This is a genomic window from Polaromonas sp. (assembly GCF_029945895.1).
In the GTDB taxonomy this organism is placed as follows: Bacteria; Pseudomonadota; Gammaproteobacteria; order Burkholderiales; family Burkholderiaceae_C; genus Polaromonas.
This window is the reverse complement of record NZ_JAQSDL010000013.1, coordinates 21412-41169: the sequence shown is the minus strand read 5'-3', so window position 1 is coordinate 41169 and position 19758 is coordinate 21412. Positions and strand designations below refer to the sequence as shown.

The 19758-nt window shown below is 65.7% G+C and carries 20 protein-coding genes and 1 pseudogene; 14 read left to right on the top strand and 7 right to left on the bottom strand.

Annotated features, from left to right (window positions below):
- Positions 1-33: 33 nt before the first annotated feature.
- The 3 genes from PSV33_RS01275 to PSV33_RS01265 all read right to left on the bottom strand — a co-directional run bounded on the left by PSV33_RS01275 (position 34) and on the right by PSV33_RS01265 (position 2636).
- Positions 34-675: a glutathione S-transferase family protein gene (locus tag PSV33_RS01275; RefSeq protein WP_300557759.1), complete on the bottom strand. Its 642-nt coding sequence runs from the start codon at positions 673-675 to the stop codon at positions 34-36.
- A gap of 60 nt (positions 676-735) precedes the next feature.
- On the bottom strand, positions 736-1587 hold the full coding sequence (locus PSV33_RS01270; RefSeq protein WP_300557757.1) for a PhaM family polyhydroxyalkanoate granule multifunctional regulatory protein: 852 nt from the start codon (positions 1585-1587) through the stop codon (positions 736-738).
- Positions 1588-1829: 242 nt separating this feature from the next.
- Positions 1830-2636, bottom strand: coding sequence for an enoyl-CoA hydratase/isomerase family protein (locus PSV33_RS01265; protein ID WP_300557824.1), 807 nt, complete (start codon positions 2634-2636; stop codon positions 1830-1832).
- 153 nt (positions 2637-2789) lie between these two features.
- Between PSV33_RS01265 and PSV33_RS01260 the strand changes: the two genes are divergently transcribed.
- The 4 genes from PSV33_RS01260 (at position 2790) to PSV33_RS01245 (ending at position 4797) form a co-directional block, all read left to right on the top strand.
- On the top strand, positions 2790-3158 hold the full coding sequence (locus PSV33_RS01260) for a TraR/DksA family transcriptional regulator (RefSeq protein ID WP_300557755.1): 369 nt from the start codon (positions 2790-2792) through the stop codon (positions 3156-3158).
- Positions 3159-3189: 31 nt separating this feature from the next.
- Positions 3190-3564, top strand: coding sequence for a hypothetical protein (locus tag PSV33_RS01255; protein ID WP_300557753.1), 375 nt, complete (start codon positions 3190-3192; stop codon positions 3562-3564).
- 60 nt (positions 3565-3624) lie between these two features.
- The gene (locus PSV33_RS01250) at positions 3625-4038 is read left to right on the top strand and encodes a VOC family protein (RefSeq protein WP_300557751.1); all 414 of its coding nucleotides are present in this window, start codon (positions 3625-3627) and stop codon (positions 4036-4038) included.
- A 153-nt stretch (positions 4039-4191) separates the two neighbouring features.
- A complete protein-coding gene (locus PSV33_RS01245; RefSeq protein WP_300557822.1) occupies positions 4192-4797 on the top strand; it encodes a MarC family protein in 606 nt (201 codons plus the stop codon).
- A 20-nt stretch (positions 4798-4817) separates the two neighbouring features.
- Here the strand turns inward: PSV33_RS01245 and PSV33_RS01240 are convergent, their stop codons facing one another.
- On the bottom strand, positions 4818-5834 hold the full coding sequence (locus tag PSV33_RS01240; protein WP_300557749.1) for a fumarylacetoacetate hydrolase family protein: 1017 nt from the start codon (positions 5832-5834) through the stop codon (positions 4818-4820).
- Between the two features lie 155 nt (positions 5835-5989).
- Between PSV33_RS01240 and PSV33_RS01235 the strand changes: the two genes are divergently transcribed.
- From PSV33_RS01235 to PSV33_RS01220, 4 genes are all read left to right on the top strand, one after another.
- Positions 5990-6823, top strand: coding sequence for an IclR family transcriptional regulator (locus PSV33_RS01235; protein WP_300557820.1), 834 nt, complete (start codon positions 5990-5992; stop codon positions 6821-6823).
- Positions 6820-7911 carry a DUF3108 domain-containing protein gene (locus tag PSV33_RS01230; RefSeq protein ID WP_300557747.1) on the top strand — a complete coding sequence of 364 codons (1092 nt, stop codon included), beginning with the start codon at positions 6820-6822 and terminating at the stop codon, positions 7909-7911. Before PSV33_RS01235 ends, PSV33_RS01230 begins: the two co-directional genes overlap by 4 nt.
- A gap of 157 nt (positions 7912-8068) precedes the next feature.
- The gene (locus tag PSV33_RS01225; RefSeq protein WP_300517100.1) at positions 8069-8350 is read left to right on the top strand and encodes a DUF3567 domain-containing protein; all 282 of its coding nucleotides are present in this window, start codon (positions 8069-8071) and stop codon (positions 8348-8350) included.
- A gap of 166 nt (positions 8351-8516) precedes the next feature.
- Positions 8517-9656 carry an ABC transporter substrate-binding protein gene (locus PSV33_RS01220; protein WP_300557746.1) on the top strand — a complete coding sequence of 380 codons (1140 nt, stop codon included), beginning with the start codon at positions 8517-8519 and terminating at the stop codon, positions 9654-9656.
- A 10-nt stretch (positions 9657-9666) separates the two neighbouring features.
- Here the strand turns inward: PSV33_RS01220 and PSV33_RS01215 are convergent, their stop codons facing one another.
- Entirely contained in the window at positions 9667-10725 is a 1059-nt protein-coding gene (locus PSV33_RS01215; RefSeq protein WP_300557744.1) for an AbrB family transcriptional regulator, read from the bottom strand.
- Between the two features lie 102 nt (positions 10726-10827).
- On the opposite strand from PSV33_RS01215, the gene PSV33_RS01210 reads away from it, so the two are divergent.
- Positions 10828-11718: a ChaN family lipoprotein gene (locus PSV33_RS01210; RefSeq protein WP_300557742.1), complete on the top strand. Its 891-nt coding sequence runs from the start codon at positions 10828-10830 to the stop codon at positions 11716-11718.
- Between the two features lie 19 nt (positions 11719-11737).
- On the opposite strand, the gene PSV33_RS01205 is transcribed toward PSV33_RS01210, so the two are convergent.
- On the bottom strand, positions 11738-13078 hold the full coding sequence (locus PSV33_RS01205) for an aminotransferase class III-fold pyridoxal phosphate-dependent enzyme (protein ID WP_300557740.1): 1341 nt from the start codon (positions 13076-13078) through the stop codon (positions 11738-11740).
- A 129-nt stretch (positions 13079-13207) separates the two neighbouring features.
- On the opposite strand from PSV33_RS01205, the gene purU reads away from it, so the two are divergent.
- The 5 genes from purU (at position 13208) to PSV33_RS01180 (ending at position 17933) form a co-directional block, all read left to right on the top strand.
- The gene (gene purU / locus PSV33_RS01200; protein ID WP_300557738.1) at positions 13208-14080 is read left to right on the top strand and encodes a formyltetrahydrofolate deformylase; all 873 of its coding nucleotides are present in this window, start codon (positions 13208-13210) and stop codon (positions 14078-14080) included.
- Positions 14081-14193: 113 nt separating this feature from the next.
- The gene (locus PSV33_RS01195) at positions 14194-15075 is read left to right on the top strand and encodes a LysR substrate-binding domain-containing protein (protein WP_300557736.1); all 882 of its coding nucleotides are present in this window, start codon (positions 14194-14196) and stop codon (positions 15073-15075) included.
- A 189-nt stretch (positions 15076-15264) separates the two neighbouring features.
- Complete coding sequence (locus PSV33_RS01190) at positions 15265-16767, top strand: FAD-linked oxidase C-terminal domain-containing protein (protein ID WP_300557734.1); 1503 nt, start codon at positions 15265-15267, stop codon at positions 16765-16767.
- A 103-nt stretch (positions 16768-16870) separates the two neighbouring features.
- A complete protein-coding gene (locus PSV33_RS01185; protein WP_300557732.1) occupies positions 16871-17224 on the top strand; it encodes a CidA/LrgA family protein in 354 nt (117 codons plus the stop codon).
- Complete coding sequence (locus PSV33_RS01180) at positions 17208-17933, top strand: LrgB family protein (RefSeq protein WP_300557730.1); 726 nt, start codon at positions 17208-17210, stop codon at positions 17931-17933. The genes PSV33_RS01185 and PSV33_RS01180 overlap by 17 nt, the downstream gene beginning before the upstream one ends.
- A 4-nt stretch (positions 17934-17937) precedes the next feature.
- Here the strand turns inward: PSV33_RS01180 and PSV33_RS01175 are convergent.
- Positions 17938-19755: pseudogene (locus PSV33_RS01175) on the bottom strand (carboxyl transferase domain-containing protein); the annotation flags it as partial.
- Between the last annotated feature and the right edge of the window lie 3 nt (positions 19756-19758).

The window sequence follows — 19758 nt, the reverse complement described above, 5'->3', positions numbered from 1 at the left end:
CTTGTCAGGACAGGTTGGCACTGGCGATCTGCCTCACCACTTGGGCAGCAGTCGCTCTCCGGGAAGCACATCGTAAGGCGAGGCCCAGCCGGGCAGCCCGCGCAGGCGCGCAAGCCATGCCTCGATGTGCGGGTATCGCCCAGCGACTTCGTAGCCGCTTTCCTCCAGCGGGTAGAAAAGATAACCGGACAGCGAGAAGTCGGCGATGGTGGCGACCCCGCCGACCATCCACTCGCGTGTGGCCAGATGTTTGTCGACGATGGCAAAGGCGGCGTCCATCCGCGCGCGCAGCCAGGCCATCACGGCCGGGTCGGGCGCGGCGGGGCCGAAGGCCTTCATGAAGCGGTAGGTGGCGAAGTAACTGGTGAACTTGTGGTTATCGAAAAACAGCCAGCGCAGCACCTCCAGCCGGTCGTCTTCCGTGGCGCCGTCATACGCGCCGTGTTTTTTCGCGAGGTAGCCCAGAATGACGCCCGACTGCGTGAGGCGGCGCGTCCCGTCCTCCAGTACTGGGGCCTCGCCCATCTCGTTGGTCTGCGCGCGCCAGGGCCCGGTGCGCGTGACACCCTCCATGAAATCCACAAAAACCGGCTCCCAGGACTGGCCCAGGGCGCGCAGCAGGAAAGCCACCTTGAAGGTGTTGCCCGACTGGCAAAAACCATGAAGACGGTACATGGGAACGCTTTCTCGCTTTCTTTCAGATGCCTGCCAGCCGGCCACCGGCGCGGCGGGGGTTCAACGCGTGGTCTTGCGCGCCACCTTGCGCACCGGCGCCTTGGCTTTCGGCTTGGGTTTGGCGCCTGCCGCGGTTTTGGCCGCCGCCGGGGTGGGCCAGGCCTGGCTGCTGCGCAGAGCGCTGTCCATCGCAGAGCGGGCGCCCCGGGCCACCGTCTTTCCAGCGGAACTGGCCATGCCCTTGGCCAGGTCGGTGGCCATGCCGGTGGCGGTTTTCATCGCATCCTTGGCCAATCCGGCGGCCATGTTTTTCGTCGTGCTCATGGCGGTTTTTTTGGCGGCGTCCTGCATGGCCGTGGTGGCGATGTTCTGGAACTGCTGCGTCAGCGCCCCCCACCACTGCATGGGGTCGACCACGCCAGGCGCCGGCGCGGCGGCTTTGTCAGCCTTGGGCTTCGTGGCTTTGGCCTTCGCGGCCGTCTCACTGTTCTGGTAACTGGTGGGAGGTACCTCCAGCCCCGAGAACGTCTTGGCTTTGTCGGCCACTTTCTGCACCCCGCCCGCCACCGTGTCGGCGACCTTGAGCTTGAAGGCATTGGCCACATCGCCCATGTTGAAATTCATGCCCTTGAGCGTGGCCAGGGTCATCTTCTGCACTTCCAGTGCCTGGATGGTGGCCTTGAGCGCCATCGCGTTCTGGTCCAGCCAGAACTGGACCGCCTTGAGCTCCTCGATGCGTTTGTCGAGCTCCTCGACATTGAGCGTCGGCGCGACCCAGTTGCCCAGGTTGGGCAGCTGGGGAATGCTTTGCGACGCGCTGCCGGCCGCCTGCTTGGCAAGGTTCTGCAGGAAATCAAAGCCCGGGACCAGTTTGCCGAACCCGGCAAAAGAAGGGTTGTCTGCGTCGCTCATGGTTGTCTCCTGATGTTGTAGGAAGTGCCCGAAGTCCCGCGGCATTGCACTGACTTGCGGTTCACGGTGCTTTCATTGTGCAGGGTCGGGGCGGCGCGTCAACCCGTTTTTCTGCCTCCAGCCGGCGCATCGCATCCCCCCAGGTCACCTGCCCCGCCTGGCCGCCTCAGCCAAAGCTTCAATAAAAATCAGCCGCGAGCCCTTGCCTGATGTGCGCAAAACGCTATTAAATCAGTAGCAAATCAGGTTTTGGGTGCATAGGAAGGCGGACGGCGCTCACGCAAGCTGGCCACACCTTCGCGCACGTCGGGGCCGGCAAAACCCATGAACTCCAGCGCCAGCGAGGCGTCGAAAGCCGGGCCTGCCTGGCGCAGCCAGTTATTGAGCGCGTACTTCGTCCAGCTGATGGCGGTTTGCGAGCCGGCGGCCAGGCGGTCGGCGACCTCATAGGCCTTGGGCAACAGCTCGTTTTCGTCGACAGCCAGGGAAACCAGTCCAATGCGCTCGGCCTCCTCGCCGCTGATCGGCTCACACAGCATCAGGTAGTACTTGGCCTTGGCCATGCCGCACAGCAGGGGCCAGATGATGGCCGCATGGTCACCGGCGGCCACACCGAGGCGCGTGTGGCCATCGACGATCTTCGCGCTTTTCGCGGCAATCGAAATGTCGGCCAGCAGCCCCGCCACCAGCCCGGCGCCCACCGCCGGCCCATGCAAGGCGCTGACAATGGGTTTGTCGCAGTTGATCACGTTGTAGACCAGGTCGCGCGCCTCTTTCCAGACGCGGGTGCGGGTGGCAAAGTCGTCGGCCATGTCCTGCACCAGCGCGAGGTCACCGCCGCCGGAAAAACCCAGGCCTTCGCCGCGCAACACGGCGCAGCGCACCGAGTCGTCGCTGCCCACGTCGCGCCAGATCTGCGCGAGTTCGCGGTGGCCGTCATGGCCGGCCGTCGGCAATTTGCCGTTGAGTGCTTTCATCTGGATGTCCAGCACCGCTCCGCCGGCACCGCGGCGCGTGATGTGAAGGGTCTGGTAGGCGCTGTAATCCATCGTCTGGGCCGTCATGGTGTCTCCGTCAGGGGGCAAAAGGAATGCCTGAATTGTGCCCTGCACAGATCAGGCCCCGACCGCTTGACATTCATCAACCGGGGCCATGACGCCATGGCGCATGATGGAGATGAGTACAAGACAAGAAGGAACCCCATGGACAAACAACACAGCGCACCCTACCAGAAGCAATTGCTGGGCATGCGCACTGCCCTGCTCGCACAGATCGCGGCGCAGCGTGGCGGAACCGTCAGCCGCGCTGACGCCGCCGCTGACCATTTTGGCCAGCCCGAAGACTCGCGTGCCCAGGTGGCCACCGAACGCGAACTCGAGTTCGCCTTGGGCGAGCGCGAGACAGCCGAACTCGCCGCCATCGACACGGCACTGGCCCGCATCGAAGCCGGGACCTACGGAAAATGCACCGACTGCGGCGTGACCATCCCTGCCGCCAGGCTGCAGGCGAGCCCCGAAGCGTGGCGCTGCATCGCCTGCCAGGAAAAGGCCGAGCAAACCCGTCCGGCCTGAGCCCCTTTTTCTTTTTTCTTCAAAGGATTTCATGAGCACTTTTCACGCCGTTGTCTGGATCGACCAGTCCGAAGCCCATGTGGTGATGTTTGACCGCGAACACATGGAAGCCCAGCGCATCAAGTCGCGCTCGCACCACAAACACCAGGGCAAGGCCGACGACAGCGCCACCTTTTTTGCCGACGTTGCCCGGGCATTGAACGGCACGCACGAAGTGCTGCTCACCGGCCCCGGTCTGGTGCGCAACCAGTTCCGCGACTGGTGCAGCAGCCACCTGCCGGCGGTGGCTGACGCTGTAGTGGACTCGGTAGCCGCCGACCACCCGAGCGACGCCCAGCTGGTTGCGCTGGCCCGTCAGTACTTCAGGAAGTTCGACAACATGGCGGCCGATCCTTCGACCGTCTGAGCGCAGGATTTTTTCGCCGGAACACCACCCGGCGGCACACAGGCTGCTATCCTTGACCGGATGCGCAGCCTGTTTCATTTCGCCTTCAATGTCACCGATCTCGACGAGGCCCGCCGTTTTTACGGCGGCGTGCTCGGTTGCGCCGAAGGCCGCAGTACCGAGAGCTGGGTCGATTTCGACTTCATGGGCCATCAGCTCTCGCTGCACCTGGGCCAGCCCTTCAAAACCGAACGCACCGGCCATGTGGGCGACACACTGGTGCCCATGCCGCATTTCGGGCTGGTCTTGGGCCTGCCCGACTGGCAGGCCATGGCCAAGCGCCTGCAGGCCGCCGGCACCGACTTCCTGTTCGAGCCGCAGGTGCGTTTTGAAGGCCAGCCGGGCGAGCAGTGGACCATGTTCTTTTGCGACCCCTTTGGCAACCCGCTGGAGATCAAGGGCTTCCGCGACCTGGACGCCATTTACGCGTCATGAGGATGGGCCGGTGAACACGCCGCCGCGAGACCTCTTCCATCAGGCAGGAGCCGCGGATCTGGCTTCGCCAGTCCGCAGGCGCAGCGGACCCTTTCCCCGTGCAAGGGGCAGGGAGCTGCCGCAGGCACGAAGCGAACGACCGTGGGGGCCAAAGTGACCTACACCTTTGCCTCGGCCACGATCCTGCTGCTCCTGATCACTGATCCGCTGGGCAACATCCCGATTTTTGCCAATGCGCTGCGTCACGTCGCGCCCGAGCGGCGCGCCTTTGTGATCCTGCGCGAGGTGCTGATCGCCTTTTTGCTGCTGCTGGCCTTCATGTTCGTCGGCGACCGCTTCCTGCGCCTGATGAACCTGAGCGAACTCTCACTGCAGATTGCCGGTGCGGTGATCCTGTTCCTCATCGCCCTGCGCATGATTTTTCCCGGCGGCCACCCGGCGGCAGAGCCCCTGCAGGGCGAACCGCTGATCGTGCCGCTGGCCATCCCGGCACTGGCCGGGCCTTCGGCGCTGGCCACGGTACTGCTCTTGGTGTCGCAGGCACCGGCACGGCGCATGGAGTGGGTGGCGGCCCTGTGCGTCACCATGGCGGTGTGCGCTGTGGTCCTGGTGCTGGCCGAACGCATCCAGCGGGTGCTGGGCGACCGTCTGCTGACGGCCTTCGAGCGATTGATGGGCCTGATCCTGGTGGCGATTTCGGTCGAGATGCTGCTGCGCGGCATCCAGCTGTTCATCGCGCAGACGCGCGCTGCAGGCTGAGGGGCGCGCAGCCCCGCCCCTTACTTGACCGGTACGGCCGGAACGATCTTCTGCTCGATCGCGCCGAAAATCAGCTCGCCGTCCTTGCCCTTCATTTCAATACGGATGGTGTCGCCGTATTTCATGAAAGCCGTTGAGGGCTTGCCGTCCTGGATGGTCTCGATCGCGCGCTTCTCGGCGATGCAGCTGTAGCCCTTGGGCCAGTCGGTCTTGCCCTTGACCTCGACACCCTTGTTGCTGACGGTGCCGGAGCCGATGATGGAGCCGGCGCGCACGTTGCGGGTCTTGCAGATGTGGGCGATCAACTGGCCGAAGTGGAAGGTCATCTCCGGACCAGCGTCGCACATGCCGACCTTGCGGCCGTTCCAGGTGCTTTGCACGGTCAGGTTCAGGCGGCCGTGGTCCCAGGCGTCGCCGAGTTCGTCCAGGGTGACCGCCACCGGGCTGAAGGCCGTGGCCGGCTTGCTCTGGAAAAAACCGAAACCCTTGGCCAGCTCGTTGGGGATCAGGTTGCGCAGGCTCACGTCGTTGGCCAGCATCACCAGGCGTATGCCTTCGAGCGCCTGCTCGGGCGTGCTGGTCATGGGCACGTCGCCGGTGATGACCGCCACTTCGGCCTCAAAGTCGATGCCGTAGTCCTCGCTGGGGCAGACCACATCGTCGCAGGGGCCGATGAAGTCGTCGCTGCCGCCCTGGTACATCAGCGGGTCCTTGTAAAAACTGTCGGGCACCTCGGAGTCGCGCGCCTTGCGCACCAGCTCCACATGGTTGATGTAGGCCGAACCATCAGCCCACTGGTAAGCGCGCGGCAGCGGCGCCATGCAGCGCACCGGCTCAAACGGAAACGCGTGGCGTGCCTTGCCGTTGTTCAGCGTCTCGTACAGGTCCTGCAATTGCGGGGCGAGGAAGTTCCAGTCGTCGAGCACCTGCTGCAATTTGGTGGCGATGCCCGTCGCATAATGGGCCGTCGACAGGTCGCGTGAGACGACCACCAGCTGGCCGTCACGTGAGCCATCTTTATAGGTTGCGAGTTTCATGGGGTTCCTTCGGGGATGATGGGAAGCACGGCGACGGATCGCGGCAGGAAATTGGAGTTACGATAAGTGAAATCAGTTTACCTAAATGTAATTTTCAATTTTAGTCGAATTCCATGAAAGAGCGCAAAACCGCCCCCGCCGCATCGCCTTCCAGCCTGCCCGCCCAGCGCGCCGGCATCCAGTCGGTGGAGGTTGGTTTCAGTCTGCTGCAGGTGCTCAGCGCCTCGCCGGGCGCGCTGATGCTGCGCGACCTCGCCTTTGCTGCCGGCATGAGCGCCGCCAAGGCGCACCGCTACCTGGTGAGTTTCCAGCGGCTTCAGCTGGTGACGCAAGACCCGGGCACCACACGTTACGACCTCGGCCCGGCGGCGCTCAAGCTGGGCCTGGCCTCCCTGTCGCGCCTGGACAGCGTCAAGCTCGCACGCCAGCGCCTGGGGCCGCTGATGGAGCAGATCGGCCAGACCCTGGCCCTGGCGGTGTGGGGTAACCAGGGGCCGACCATCGTGCACTGGGAGGAGTCGCCGCAGGCCGTGACCGTCAATTTGCGACTGGGCGACGTGATGCCCCTGCTGTCCTCGGCGACCGGCCTGTGTTTCTCCGCCTTCATGGCGCAGCCCGCCGGCAGCCGCAGCAAAAAAGGCCCGGCGACCAGGCCGCCCGCCCAGGACAGCCTGACGCCGCTGCTCAGGGACGAACTGGCACGCATGCACAAGCTCGCCCGCAAGGACGTGCCCAAGACCATGGCCGAGGTCACGGCGTTACTGGACGAGGTGCGCCGGCGCGGCCTGTCACGCGTGGTGGACACCCTGCTGCCCGGCGTGGCCGGATTCTGTGCGCCGGTGTTCGACGCCGACGGCCACCTGGTGCTGGGCATGGTGGCGATGGGCTCGCTGGCCAATTTCGACCCCGCCTGGGACGGCGCGGTGGCCAGGCCCCTGGCGGCAGCGGCGCGGCAACTTTCCGCCGATCTGGGATTCACAGGGGCATGAACACCCCGCCCGCCCGGCAGGCACCCGCGCTGCCGGCGCGACCCCTGATCACCCTGACCTCGCTCGTGGCACTGGCCCATGTCCTGCTGCTGCAGGCGGCGCCGCTAGCCTGGGGGCCGGTGCCCGACCCGCAAGCGAAGGCGCCACGCCCCTTCATCACGCGAACGCTGGAGATCAAACCCGAACCGGCGGTGGCCAGTGCCCCCGCTGCTCCGCCGGTGCGCCCACAGCCGGTCCGGCGTCGCGCCCCTGTTTCACCATCAAATCGGGCCCCAGCCCCCGAACCAAAAGCGCCACCAGCTATCGAATCAATAGCACCTGCAGCCGCTGACAGCACCGCCCCGGTTGACCTGCCGGGCCCGCCGGCCGAGACCGCCGCAGCGACGACAGAATCGGTCGCGCCCACCTCCCCCCCAACACCACCGCCCCTGCCCGGCGCCAGCACGGCCCTGACCATCCCCGGCTCGGTGCGCCTCAAATACGCGATGACGGGTCGAGCCAAAAACCTGGACTACAGCGCCTTTGCCCAGCTCGACTGGTTGCAGGACGGCCAGACCTATGACGCCAAAATGGTGGTCAGCGCCCTGTTCCTGGGATCACGCAGCATGACCAGCAGCGGGCGCATCACCGCCGACGGCCTGGCGCCTACGCGTTTTCTGGACAAGTCCCGCAGCGAACGCGCGGCCCATTTTCAGGCCGACAAGGGCACGATCAGCTTCAGCGCCAACACGCCAGACGCGCCCTGGCTGCGCGGCGCGCAGGATCGTCTGAGTGTTTTCCTGCAACTGGGCAGCCTGCTGGCCGGCGCCCCGGCCAGCTACCCGGTCGGCGCCAGCGTGTCGCTCTACACCGCTGGCCCGCGCGAGGCCGACACCTGGACCTTCACCGTCGAATCCGAGGAAACCCTCAAGCTGCCCGCCGGCGAAGCGGCCACGCTCAAACTCACGCGCAAGCCGCAGCGCGACTATGACCAGACCGTCGAAATCTGGTTCGCGCCGTCCATGGACTACCTGCCGGTGCGCAGCCGCATCACCCAGCAAAACGGTGACTTCATCGACCAGCAACTGCGCGCAGTCGAAAAACCCTGACACCACGCAGGCGCCACCGCGCCCCTTTTCGTCACGCTGTGATTTTTTTGGCATTTCGGGGCAATTCAGCACATTTCGGCGTGTTTCGGGGATTTACCCTGTGTGTCTTGAACTCCGCCCGGCCGTTGATATATGGGTACAAGAAGGAAACCACACCATGCACATGCTCTACGACTCCGAATCCTTCGCGGTGATGCAGATCCATGCCAACGCCCCGGAGGAGTCTGCGCCCGCCCCGGCCGTGCCCCAGCTTGCCCGCAACGGCTTCGAGATTGTCGACAAACGCTCCGGCAAGGAGGTCTATCTGGACGGCTCCTGGGCAGAACTTTTCCAGCAGCGCCTGAACGTCTGGCAAAAAAACACGCCGACGCAGGAAGAACTCGAGGACATGCTCGAAAGTTATGCGGAGCTGGCGCACACGCCTGTGGGGCTGCACTGAGCGCGCACGCGCAGGCGTCGCTCGGGATCGGGTCCACGATGTTTCTGGAAGGTCATTGACGGTCATCAAACAGACCGGTGCGGGCGCGCGTAACATTTGTTTACATTAGCTGCCCGTTCACGCGATGGTCGGCGGTGCCTCTGACACCTTGCCCCGGGACCCGACCATGACGCTTTCTCTTCCCCGACTCCTCGCCGCCTGCCTCGTGCTGTGCACGCAATGGGCGCTGGCCGCCGATGGCGTGGCACCGCGCCAGATCCTCATCGGCCAGAACATCACGCTGCAGGGCGGCAAAAACGACTACGGCATGGCCGTGCAGGACGGCATCCAGACCTACCTGCAGGCCGTCAACGCCCGTGGCGGCGTCAACGGACGGCAGGTCGTGCTCAGGACACTGGACGATGACAACCAGCCGGCCAGGGCCGAGGCCAATGCCCGCCAGCTCGTAACGCAGGACAAGGTGTACATCCTGTTCGGCTCGATCGAAGGCGGCCCGTCCACCGCCGTGATGAAAGCCGCAGTGGACCTGAACGTGCCGTTTTTCGGGCCCATGGCGGGCTCACCCACACTGCGGCGCCCGCATCAGCCGCTGGTTTTTCCGGTGCGTGCCGAGCACCGCGACGAGTTCCGCGCCCTGCTCGACTACGCGAAGAAGACCGGGACCACCCGTGTGGCTTTTGTCCGGTCCGACTCCGAGACCGGCCAGCAACACCTGGAGAACGTCAAGCTGGCATGCCGGGACCTGGGCATGGAACTGGTGGCAGATCTGCCCTTCAAATCCGATGTGAGCGACGTGCAGATCGGCCAGATGGCCCAGCGCATCGCCGCGACCAACGCCCAGGTGGTGATCAACCACGGCGGCGCCGCCATGTATGAACGGCTGATTCGCCAGGCCCGCAAGCAAGGCGTACGCGCCACCTTCAGCGGCGTGAATTCGGGCTCGACGCAGCTCGCCAAACATCTGGGTGAACTGGCGCACGGCATGGTTTTTTCCCAGGTGGTGCCCAGCCCCTGGGAGCGCAAGACAGCCATCACGCGCGAGTACCAGGAAGAATTCGCGCGCCTCAAACCCGGGCAGGAGTTCTCCTACGGCAGCCTGGAAGGCTATCTGACGGCCAAGGCCCTGGTCGCGGCCCTGGCACTGGCCGGCAACGATCCGACCCGCGACAGCTTTGTGCGCGGCCTGCACAACGCCGGCAGCATCGACCTGAACGGCCTGCGGGCCAGCTACCTGCCCGGCTCGCATACCGGCCTGACGCTGGTGGACCTGGCCATCGTCACCCGCGAAGGCAAGTTCCGGCATTGAAGGCGCGGACTCAGTCCGCCGGGTAGAGCCAGCGGTGGAGCGGCGCCACCAGAATCAGCACAGCCACGAGCCGGCACACCTGAAACGCCGTGACGACCGGCACACCGAGTTGCAGCACCTTGGCGGTAATCGCCATCTCGGCGATGCCGCCCGGGGACGTCCCCAGAATCAGCGTGGCCAGCGGCAGGCCGGTGGTCCACGCCAGCAGCGCGGCAAAGCCGCTGCACAGCACCAGCATGGCCAGGGTGCCCAGCACCACCGAGGCCATCCAGCGCGGCGCGGCGTGCAGAAAAGCCGGGGAAAACCGCACGCCCAGTCCCACGGCAATCAGCAGTTGCGCGCCGTTGGTCAGCCAGGGCGGAATGCCCGACAGGTGCAGGCTGGCCATGGTCAGGCCCATGGTTGCCAGCAGCGGCCCCATGAACCACGGGTTGGCCCGGCCCAGCCGCAGCATCAGCCAGGCGCCCGTGGCTGTGGCCCCGGCCAGCGCGGCCAGGCCCGGCCCGTTCACAGCGCGCAGCACCGGCGGGTTCAGGTCCAGCCCATGCAGCCCGCTGAACTGCATCGCAAAAGGAATGGTCACCGTGACCAGCAGCAGCCGCAGGCTGTGCGAAGCCGCCACCAGGTCGGTGCGCGCATGGGCACGTTCGGCCAGCAGGGTCATCTCGGAAGCGCCGCCAATGGCCCCCGCGAAATAACTGGTGGCGCGCATCGCCGGCGCCGGCACGCCGGGCATGTGCGGTGCATTGACACGGTGCAGCCAGCCGCCAAAGGCCAGGCCCAGTCCCAGCGCCCAGACAATCGCCAGGACAATGGCCCACCACAGGCTGCCCACCAGCGCGGTCACCTGCGGCGTGAAGTAAAGCCCCAGCACGGTGCCGATCACCCACTGGCCGCTGTTGTTAAGCGGCCGCCAGCTGGCAGTCGGCACGCCAGCGATCGAGGCGCAGGCCGCGGCCAGCAACGGACCGATCATCCACGGCAGGGGCGTGCCGATCCGGACGCAGAGCCAAGCGCCGGCCAGCGCCAGCAGCAGGGTGAAAACAACATGAACAGGCTTGAGGCGCATCCGGGGCAGAAAGACAGGAACAGGAACAGGAAAGGGATAGATGCAGGGTTTTGGCTGACCGGCCTCCGCCGGTTTACAGATAGGTCTAGTATCGCCCTGAGCATGGCCACGAACACCCCACCCCCTTCCCCTGCGAACACCTGCCGGCGCACGGCCGTCCTGGCCCCGTTGCTGCTTGTGCTGCTGGCCGCCTGCGCCAGGGTGCCCGAGCCCCGGCTGTTTCCGCATGCGCCCAATGACATCACCGTACGCACCGAGGCCCTGCTGCCTGCTGACGTGATCCTGCTCGGCGAGCAACACGATGCGGCCGAGCACCAGGACATTCACCGACAGGTCATCGAGTACCTGGCGGTGCGCGGCCGGCTGGCGGCCGTGGCGCTGGAAATGGCCGAGGCCGGTACCAGCACCGCGGCCCTGAAATCAAACAGCACCCAGCTGCAGGTGCAGGCCGCCCTGGGCTGGAACAACAAGAGCTGGCCCTGGGCCGCCTATGGCCCGGCGGTGATGGCTGCCGTCAAGGCCGGCGTGCCGGTGCTGGGCGCCAACCTGCCGGCGGCGCAGATGCGGGGCGCCTCGGCCGACGGCCAGCTGGACCAAAACCTGCCCGGCCCCGCGCTCAAGGCCCAGCAGCAGCTGATACGCATCGGCCACTGCGGCTTGTTGCCGGAGGACCGGATCTCCCCGATGACACGCGTCCAGATCGCACGCGACATCCGCATGGCGCGTACGCTGCAGCAGGCGGCCCTGCCCGGAAAAACAGTGGTGTTGCTGGCCGGCAGCGGCCATGTCAACCGCACGCTGGGCGTGCCCCAGCACCTGCCGCCAGGCCTTGCCGTCAAGGCCGTGCAGTTGCGCGCCGGTCCGGCACCGGCCGCGCCGGATGCGCGCCAGGAGGCCGAAAGCAGGGCGGCGTTTGATGCTGTCTGGCCGACCCCGGCCGTGCCGGAGCAGGACTACTGCGCGAGTTTGAGAGAACCGCCCGGGGCAAAGTAGCCCCGTCCCCGGCGCGGCCTCAGGCGTTCTTCCTGATGGAATCCGCCACCACGCTGACGATGCGTTCGATCTGCTCCTTTTCCACGATGTAGGGCGGGCAGATCACGATGTTGTCGGCCGCCGGGCGCACCAGCACGCCGTGTTTGAAGCAGTCCATGAAGATGTCATAAGCGCGTTTTCCAGGCGCACCGGCGATGGAAGCGAGTTCCACCGCACCAGCCAGGCCCAGGCTGCGGATGCCGACCACATTGGGCAAACCCTTGAAGCCGCTGTGCATGGCATCACCGAGCACGGTGCCCATCTGGCCGGCGCGTTCAAACAGTTTTTCTTCCTTGAACAGCCCCAGCGTGGCAATGGCCGCAGCGCAGGCCACCGGATGCCCGGAATAGGTGTAGCCATGGAAAAACTCGACCGCATGGGCCGGGCTGTCGGCATTGGCTTCCATCATGGTGTTGTAGATGCGGTCGGTGCAGATCACGCCGCCCAGCGGGATCACGCCGTTGGTCACGCACTTGGCAAAGTTCAGCATGTCGGGCACCACGCCGTAGTAGTCGGCGGCGAAATTGGTGCCCATGCGGCCGAAGCCGGTGATGACCTCGTCAAAAATAAGCAGGATGCCGTGTTTGTCGCAGATCTCGCGCAGGCGCTTGAGGTAACCCTTGGGCGGCAGGTACCAGCCGGCGCTGCCGGCCACCGGCTCGACGATGACCGCGGCAATGTTGCTGGCGTCGTGCAGCGGCAAAATGCGCTGCTCCAGCTCCAGCAGGATGTCTTCTTCCCAGACCGGTTCGGCGCCGTGGATGTAGGCATGTTTGACCGGGTCGTGGATGAAACGCATGTGGTCCACCCGCGGCAGGAAGGCCGAGCCGTACACCTTGCGGTTGGCAGGAATGCCGCCCACACTCATGCCGCCGAAACCAACGCCGTGGTAACCCTTTTCGCGGCCGATGAAAACGTTGCGGTGGCCCTCGCCGCGTGCGCGGTGGTAAGCCAGCGCCACCTTGAGCGAGGTGTCGGCCGCTTCCGAGCCGGAATTGCAGAACAGCACCTGGTTCAGGTCGCCGGGGGCCATGCCGGCAATCAGGTCGGCGGCCTTGAAGGCCTGGTCGTTGCTGGCCTGGAAGGCGGTCGCGTAGTCCAGCGTGTCGAGCTGCTTCTTGATGGCCTCGTTGATCGGCTTGCGGTTATGGCCGGCGCCCACGCACCACAGGCTGGAGATGCCGTCGAGCACCTGCTTGCCGTCGTGCGTCGTGAAAAACATGCCGTCGGCTTTCACAAAAACCCGCGGATCCTTCTTGAAGCTGCGGTTGGGCGTGAAGGGCAACCACTGGTGGTCCATGTTGAAGTCTTGATAGGCCATGAAGAAATCTCCTGCTAGAAAATGAGGCAGCCGGGTTTTGGCGGGATGTGATGCATTCTGGCACTCCCGGCGACAATGTGCTTTCCGGCACGGCGCCCCCGTTCCGCCACCTGCGACAATTCATCCCCCATGAGCCCTACTTATATCCTCACCCTGTCCTGCCCCGACCGCCCGGGCATTGTTCATGCGGTTTCCGGCTTTCTCTTCGAGCGCGGCGGCAACATCCTGGAAGCGGCGCAGTTCAGCGACGACAAGCGCGACGACCCGGCGGCCGACGCCACGGGCCTGTTTTTCATGCGCGTCAGTTTCACCTGTGACCAGCTCTCCTTTGAAGAGCTCAAGGAACAGGTCGGCGTGCTGGGCGTGCTGTTCGACATGCGCTGGGGCCTGCACCAGACCACCGAGCCCATGCGCACGGTGCTCATGGTCAGCAAGGAAGGGCATTGCCTGAATGACCTGCTGTTTCGCTGGAAGTCCGGGCTGTTGCCGCTGGACATCCGCGCCATCGTCTCCAACCACCGCGATTTCTACCAGCTGGCGGCCAGCTACAACGTCCCCTTTCACCACATTCCGGTCACGGCTGCGACCAAGGAAAAGGCCGAAAAGAAGCAGTACGACATCATTGAGGCCGAAGGCGCCGAACTGGTGGTGCTGGCGCGTTACATGCAGATCCTGAGCAACGACCTGTGCAAAAAACTCGCCGGCCGTGCGATCAACATCCACCACTCCTTTCTGCCCAGCTTCAAGGGCGCCAAACCCTACTACCAGGCCCATGCCCGCGGCGTGAAGCTGATAGGCGCCACGGCGCACTACGTGACGGCCGACCTCGACGAAGGCCCCATCATCGAGCAGGACGTGGCACGCGCCGACCACAGCAAAACCGTCGAAGCCCTGACCGCCATGGGCCGGGACACAGAAAGCCAGGTGCTGGCGCGTGCCGTGCTCTGGCACAGCGAACACCGGGTGCTGCTGAACGGCCACAAGACAGTCATCTTCAAATAAACATGGCCCCCACGCTTGTCACTGCGTGTACTACGCTGCCCCCCGAGGGGGCCGCTGCGCCTGCGGGCCGGCAGAGCCGGACCCGCGGCCCCTGCTGGTAAAGACACGGCCATATGACCGCCGCCCGCATCCCGCCCATCCAGTGCCTGCTGACCTTTGAGACGCTGGCGCGGCTGCGCAGCGTCACGCAGGCAGCGGAAGAACTCAATGTCACCCCGAGCGCCGTCAGCCACCGGGTCAAGCAACTCGAACAGATCATTGGTACCAAGCTGTTCGGCCGGGCCGATTTCTCGCTGACCACCGAAGGCAGCGAATACCTGGCCCATGTGCGCGAGGGCCTGGCGACGCTGCAGAAATTTCCCGGCACAGCCGGCCAGAGCGGCAGCCCCGGCAAACGGAAACTGCGCCTGGCGGTCACGCCGACCTTTGCCCGCTCCATCCTGATCCCGCGGCTGCGCCAGTTCACCGACGCCTACCCCGAGATCGACCTGACGCTGCAGGTGTCGATTCCCCTGCTGGACGTGGTGGCCGAGGACGCCGACCTGATCGTGCGTTTCGGCACCGGGCGTTATGCCGACCTCGAGCACGTCTGCCTCATGAAGGACGAAGTCACGCCGCTCGCGTCGCCAGCCTATGCGCGCGAACACGGGCCGTTTGAAACTGCGGAAGACCTCGAGGGGGAAGCGCTGCTGCGCTCGCCGCTGGAGCCCTGGCGCACCTGGTTTGCCGCGCATGGACTGGACTGGTCCGAGCCGGTCGATGGCTCGCAGTTCAACGACATCGGCCTGATGTGCGACGCCGCCGCCGCCGGCATGGGTGTGGCGCTGGTGCGCCTCAAACTGGGCGCGCCGTGGCTGGAACACGGCTCCCTGGTGCGGCTGTACGAACGCAATGTCGCCAGCCCGCACGCCCACTACCTGTGCTGGCGCACCGGCATGATGGACCGCTGGGAATGTGCCGCCTTTGCCGAATGGCTGAAAAAGTCGGTGGCATAGGCCCTGCCGCCCCATCTCTTCAAGCCTTTTATGACTCCAGTCCTTGCTGGATAAGCGCAAACAGCTATTAAATCAATAGCATTCCGGTTTTCACAAAAGCCCGCCATTTTCTTCACGCCGCGCGCAGGCACTTTGCATTAAAGTGCATTCATCCCGGCGCCAAGCCGTGTTTCACCCTGAAGGCCGCCCATGAACGCTCCTCTCGACCCCCGGCAGCAGCATCTGCTGGAACGCTCCGAACGCCAGGCGCAGGTCGTCGCCGCGTTGCAGGCGGTGCTTCCGGCCCACGCGCTGCTCTGGAACAGTGAAGACACCACGCCGTACGAATGCGACGGTTTGACCGCCTACCGCGAGCGGCCGCTGGTGGTCGCCCTGCCTGAAACCTATGCGCAGGTGCAAGCCGTGCTGAAAACCTGCCATGCGCTGCAAGTCCCTGTGGTGGCACGTGGCGCCGGCACCGGCCTGTCCGGCGGCGCCATGCCGCACAAGCTGGGCGTCACCCTGTCGCTGGCCAAGTTCAACAAGATCCTGAAGATGGACGCGGCCAGCCGCACCGCCGTGGTCCAGGGCGGTGTGCGCAACCTGGCCATCAGCGAAGCCGCCGCGCCGCTGGGCCTGTATTACGCGCCCGACCCTTCCAGCCAGATCGCCTGCACCATAGGCGGCAACGTGGCCGAAAACTCGGGCGGCGTGCATTGCCTCAAATACGGCCTGACCCTGCACAACGTGCTCAAGGTTCGGGGCTTCACGATTGAAGGCGAGGAAGTCGAGTTCGGCAGCGACGCACTGGACTGCGCCGGTTACGACCTGCTGTCGGTGGTCATCGGCAGCGAAGGCATGCTGGCCGTCACCACCGAGGTCACCGTCAAGCTGGTGCCCAGGCCGGTGCTGGCGCGCTGCATCATGGCCAGCTTCGACGACCTGCGCAAGGCGGGCGATGCGGTGGCTGCGGTGATTGCCGCCGGCATCATTCCGGCCGGTCTCGAGATGATGGACAAGCCCATGACCGCGGCGGTCGAGGACTTCGTGCACGCCGGTTACGACCTGACGGCCGAGGCGATCTTGCTGTGTGAAAGCGATGGCACACCGGAAGAGGTCGAGGAGGAAATCGGCCGCATGAGCGAGGTGCTGCGCCGGCATGGGGCCACCGCGATTGCGGTCAGCCAGAACGAGGCCGAACGCCTGCGCTTCTGGAGCGGCCGCAAAAACGCCTTCCCGGCCAGCGGCCGCATCAGCCCCGACTACATGTGCATGGACTCGACCATTCCGCGCAAGCGCCTGGCCGACATCCTGCTGGCCATCCAGCAGATGGAAATCAAGTACGGCCTGCGCTGCGCCAATGTGTTCCATGCCGGCGACGGCAACCTGCACCCCTTGATCCTGTTCGACGCGAACGACGCCGACCAGCTGCACCGCTGCGAGCTGTTCGGTGCCGATATCCTGGAAACCAGCGTGGCCATGGGCGGCACCGTCACCGGCGAACACGGCGTGGGTGTCGAAAAACTCAACTCCATGTGCGTGCAGTTCTCCGCCAGCGAGAACGAGCAGATGTTCGGCGTCAAGCGCGCCTTTGACCCACTGGGTTTGCTCAACCCCGGCAAGGTGATTCCGACGCTGCAGCGCTGCGCCGAGTACGGAAAAATGCTGGTGCGCGGCGGCAAGATCGCCCATCCCGACCTCCCGCGATATTGATGCCCCCACGCTCTTCACTGCGTGTGCCTGCGGCGGTACGCTGCCCCTTGCACAACAAACAGGGGGTTGACCTTGCCTGGGGCGGCCCGGCGCTGCGGTCGCCATGACAGGCCTGCGCGGCCTGGCCTGGCTGCTGTTGTTGCAGTCCATCGGCGAACTGCTCTCGCGCGGCCTGTCGCTGCCTTTCCCCGGCCCGGTCATCGGCATGATGCTGCTGCTGGTCGCGCTGCGCTGGCCGCTGGTGCGCGAGCCGGTGGCAGCCTGCGCGGATTTTCTGCTGACGCACCTCTCGCTGCTGTTTGTGCCGGTGGGTGTTGGTGTCATGACCCACCTGAGCCTGGTCAGCCAGTATGGCGGCCGCATGTTGCTGGTGATTGTTCTGTCCACCCTGATCGGGCTGGCCGTGACGGTGCTGACCCTGCATGTCCTGTGGCGCAAACATGCCGAAATTCGTTGAACTCTGGGTCTACCTTTCCGCCACGCCGCTGTTCGGCCTGACGGCCACGCTGGTGGTCTATGTGCTGGCTCAGGCCATTTACGCACGCCTGCGGCAGGCGCCCTGGGCCAACCCGGTGCTCTGGACCGTGCTGGTGATTGCGGCGGTGTTGCTGGCCACCGGTGTCTCTTACCCGACCTATTTCGCCGGCGCGCAGTTCATCCATTTTCTGCTCGGCCCGGCCGTGGTGGCGCTGGCCTGGCCGCTGTGGCAACGCCGCGCCGAGTTGCGCCAGCGCTGGGGCAGCCTGCTGCTGGCAGCCCTGGCCGGCGGCATCGCGGCCAGCGGCTCGGCACTCGCGCTGGGCTGGGCCGTCGGGCTGCCCCTGGAGGTGGTGCTGTCACTGGCACCCAAGTCCGTCACCGCGCCGGTGGCCATGGGTATTGCCGAAAAAATTGGCGGCATTCCGGCACTGGCGGCGGTGTTCGCGGTCATCACCGGCCTGGTCGGTGCGCTCAGCGGCAAATACCTGTTTGATGCCTTCGGGATTCCGCTGGATGCGGCCGGCTGGACGGCGCGCGGCTTCGCGCTCGGCACCGCCTCACACGGGATAGGCGCCGCCCGCGCGCTGCAGGTCAACGCCGATGCCGGGGCTTACGCCGGCCTGGCGCTGGGGCTGCAGGTGGTGCTGGCCTCGCTGCTGCTGCCCCTGCTGTTCCGGCTTTTTTAGGCATTCACCAGGCGTCGATGGCCACTCCGCCGTCTGCGGGCCGGATCTGCGCCGACTGCAGGCCGCGCACCAGCCAGTCGCGCGTCTGCGCCGGATCAATCACCGCATCGATTTCCAGCGTGGTCGCCATGTTGAGTGCGCCGCCCTTGTCATACTGCTGCGCCACCAGGGTCTCGTACAAGGCCTCACGCTGCGGACCTTCGGGCTGCGCCTCCAGTTCCTTGCGGTAGCCGAGTTTCACCGCCCCCTCCAGCCCCATGGCGCCGAATTCGCCGGTGGGCCAGGCCACGTTGAAAGCCGGCGCGTGAAAACTGCCGGCCGTCATGGCCATGGCGCCCAGCCCGTAGCCCTTGCGCAGCACCACACTGAAAAACGGCACCCGCAGATGCGCGGCGGCAATGAACAGGCGGCTCACATGGCGCACCTGCGCCTGCGCCTCGGTCTGCGGGCCGACCATGAAACCCGGGGTGTCCACCAGGCTGACCAGCGGCAGGCCATGTGCATTGCACAGCTGCATGAAACGCGCGGCCTTGTCGGCCGCATCGGCGTCGATGGCGCCGCCCAGGTGCAGCGGGTTGTTGGCCAGAATGCCCACAGGCCGCCCCTCGATACGCGCCAGCGCGGTGTGAATGCCTTGCCCAAAGCCGGTGCGCAGCGCCAGCACGCTGCCCGCGTCGGCGATACCGTCGATCACCGCCCGCGTGTCGTACACGCGCAAGCGGTTCTCGGGCACCAGCTCGCGCAAGGCCAGGGCATCGGGCGCAGTGAACGCCTGCAGGGCACCCTGAAAAAAGGACAGATAGTGCCGAGCCGCCGCCACCGCCCGGGTTTCGTCGTCCACCAGCACGTCGATGACGCCATTGCCGTGCTGCACGCCGGCCGGCCCGATCTGCTCGGGTTTGAACACGCCGAGGCCACCGCCCTCGACCATCGCCGGGCCACCCATGCCGATGTTGCTGCCCCGGGTGGCAATGATCACGTCGCAGCAGCCCAGCAATGCTGCATTGCCGGCAAAACAGCGACCCGCCACCATCCCGATCACCGGCACCCGGCCATTGAGTCGGGCAAAACTCGCAAAGGTGCCGACATGCAGGCCGGCAACGATGGGCATGTCGGTGTCCCCGGGACGTCCGCCACCGCCTTCGGCAAACAGCACCACCGGCAGCTTGTTCTGCAAGGCGATGCCCAGCATGCGGTCTGTTTTCTGGTGGTTGCGCATGCCCTGCGTGCCGGCCAGCACGGTGGCGTCGTAGGCCATCACCACGGCCCGGCTTGCCCGCGGGCCGAACAGGGCGCCGTTGATGCTGCCGATGCCGGTGACCATGCCGTCGGCCGGGGTGTTCCTGACCAGGTCTTCTTCACTGCGGCGGCTGCGCTGCGCCGCGACGGCCAATGCGCCGTATTCCATGAAAGAGTCCGCGTCGCACAGGTCGGTGATGTTCTCGCGCGCGGTGCGCAGGCCCAGGGCGTGTCGCCGCGCCACCGCTTCGGGCCGGCTGGCGTCCTGCGTGGGCGCATGACGATTCAGGGTGCGCTGCAGGTCAGCGCGCACACCATCAGACGTAGGGGATGGTGCTTGGACTGGCACAGGCTGCGCCACGGCCTGTGCGGGTTCGATACGCGCGAGCAGCGCGCCCGCTTCCACGAGCTCGCCCTCGGCAAAAAAAACTTCGCCGACGCGGCCGGCCACGGCCGCCCGCACTTCATGCTCCATCTTCATGGCTTCAAGAATCACCAGCAGGTCCCCGGCCTGCACGGCTGCGCCGGGCTCGACCTGCCATTGAACAACCTGGGCTTGAAGGGGGGAGTGAACCGCGGACATCGG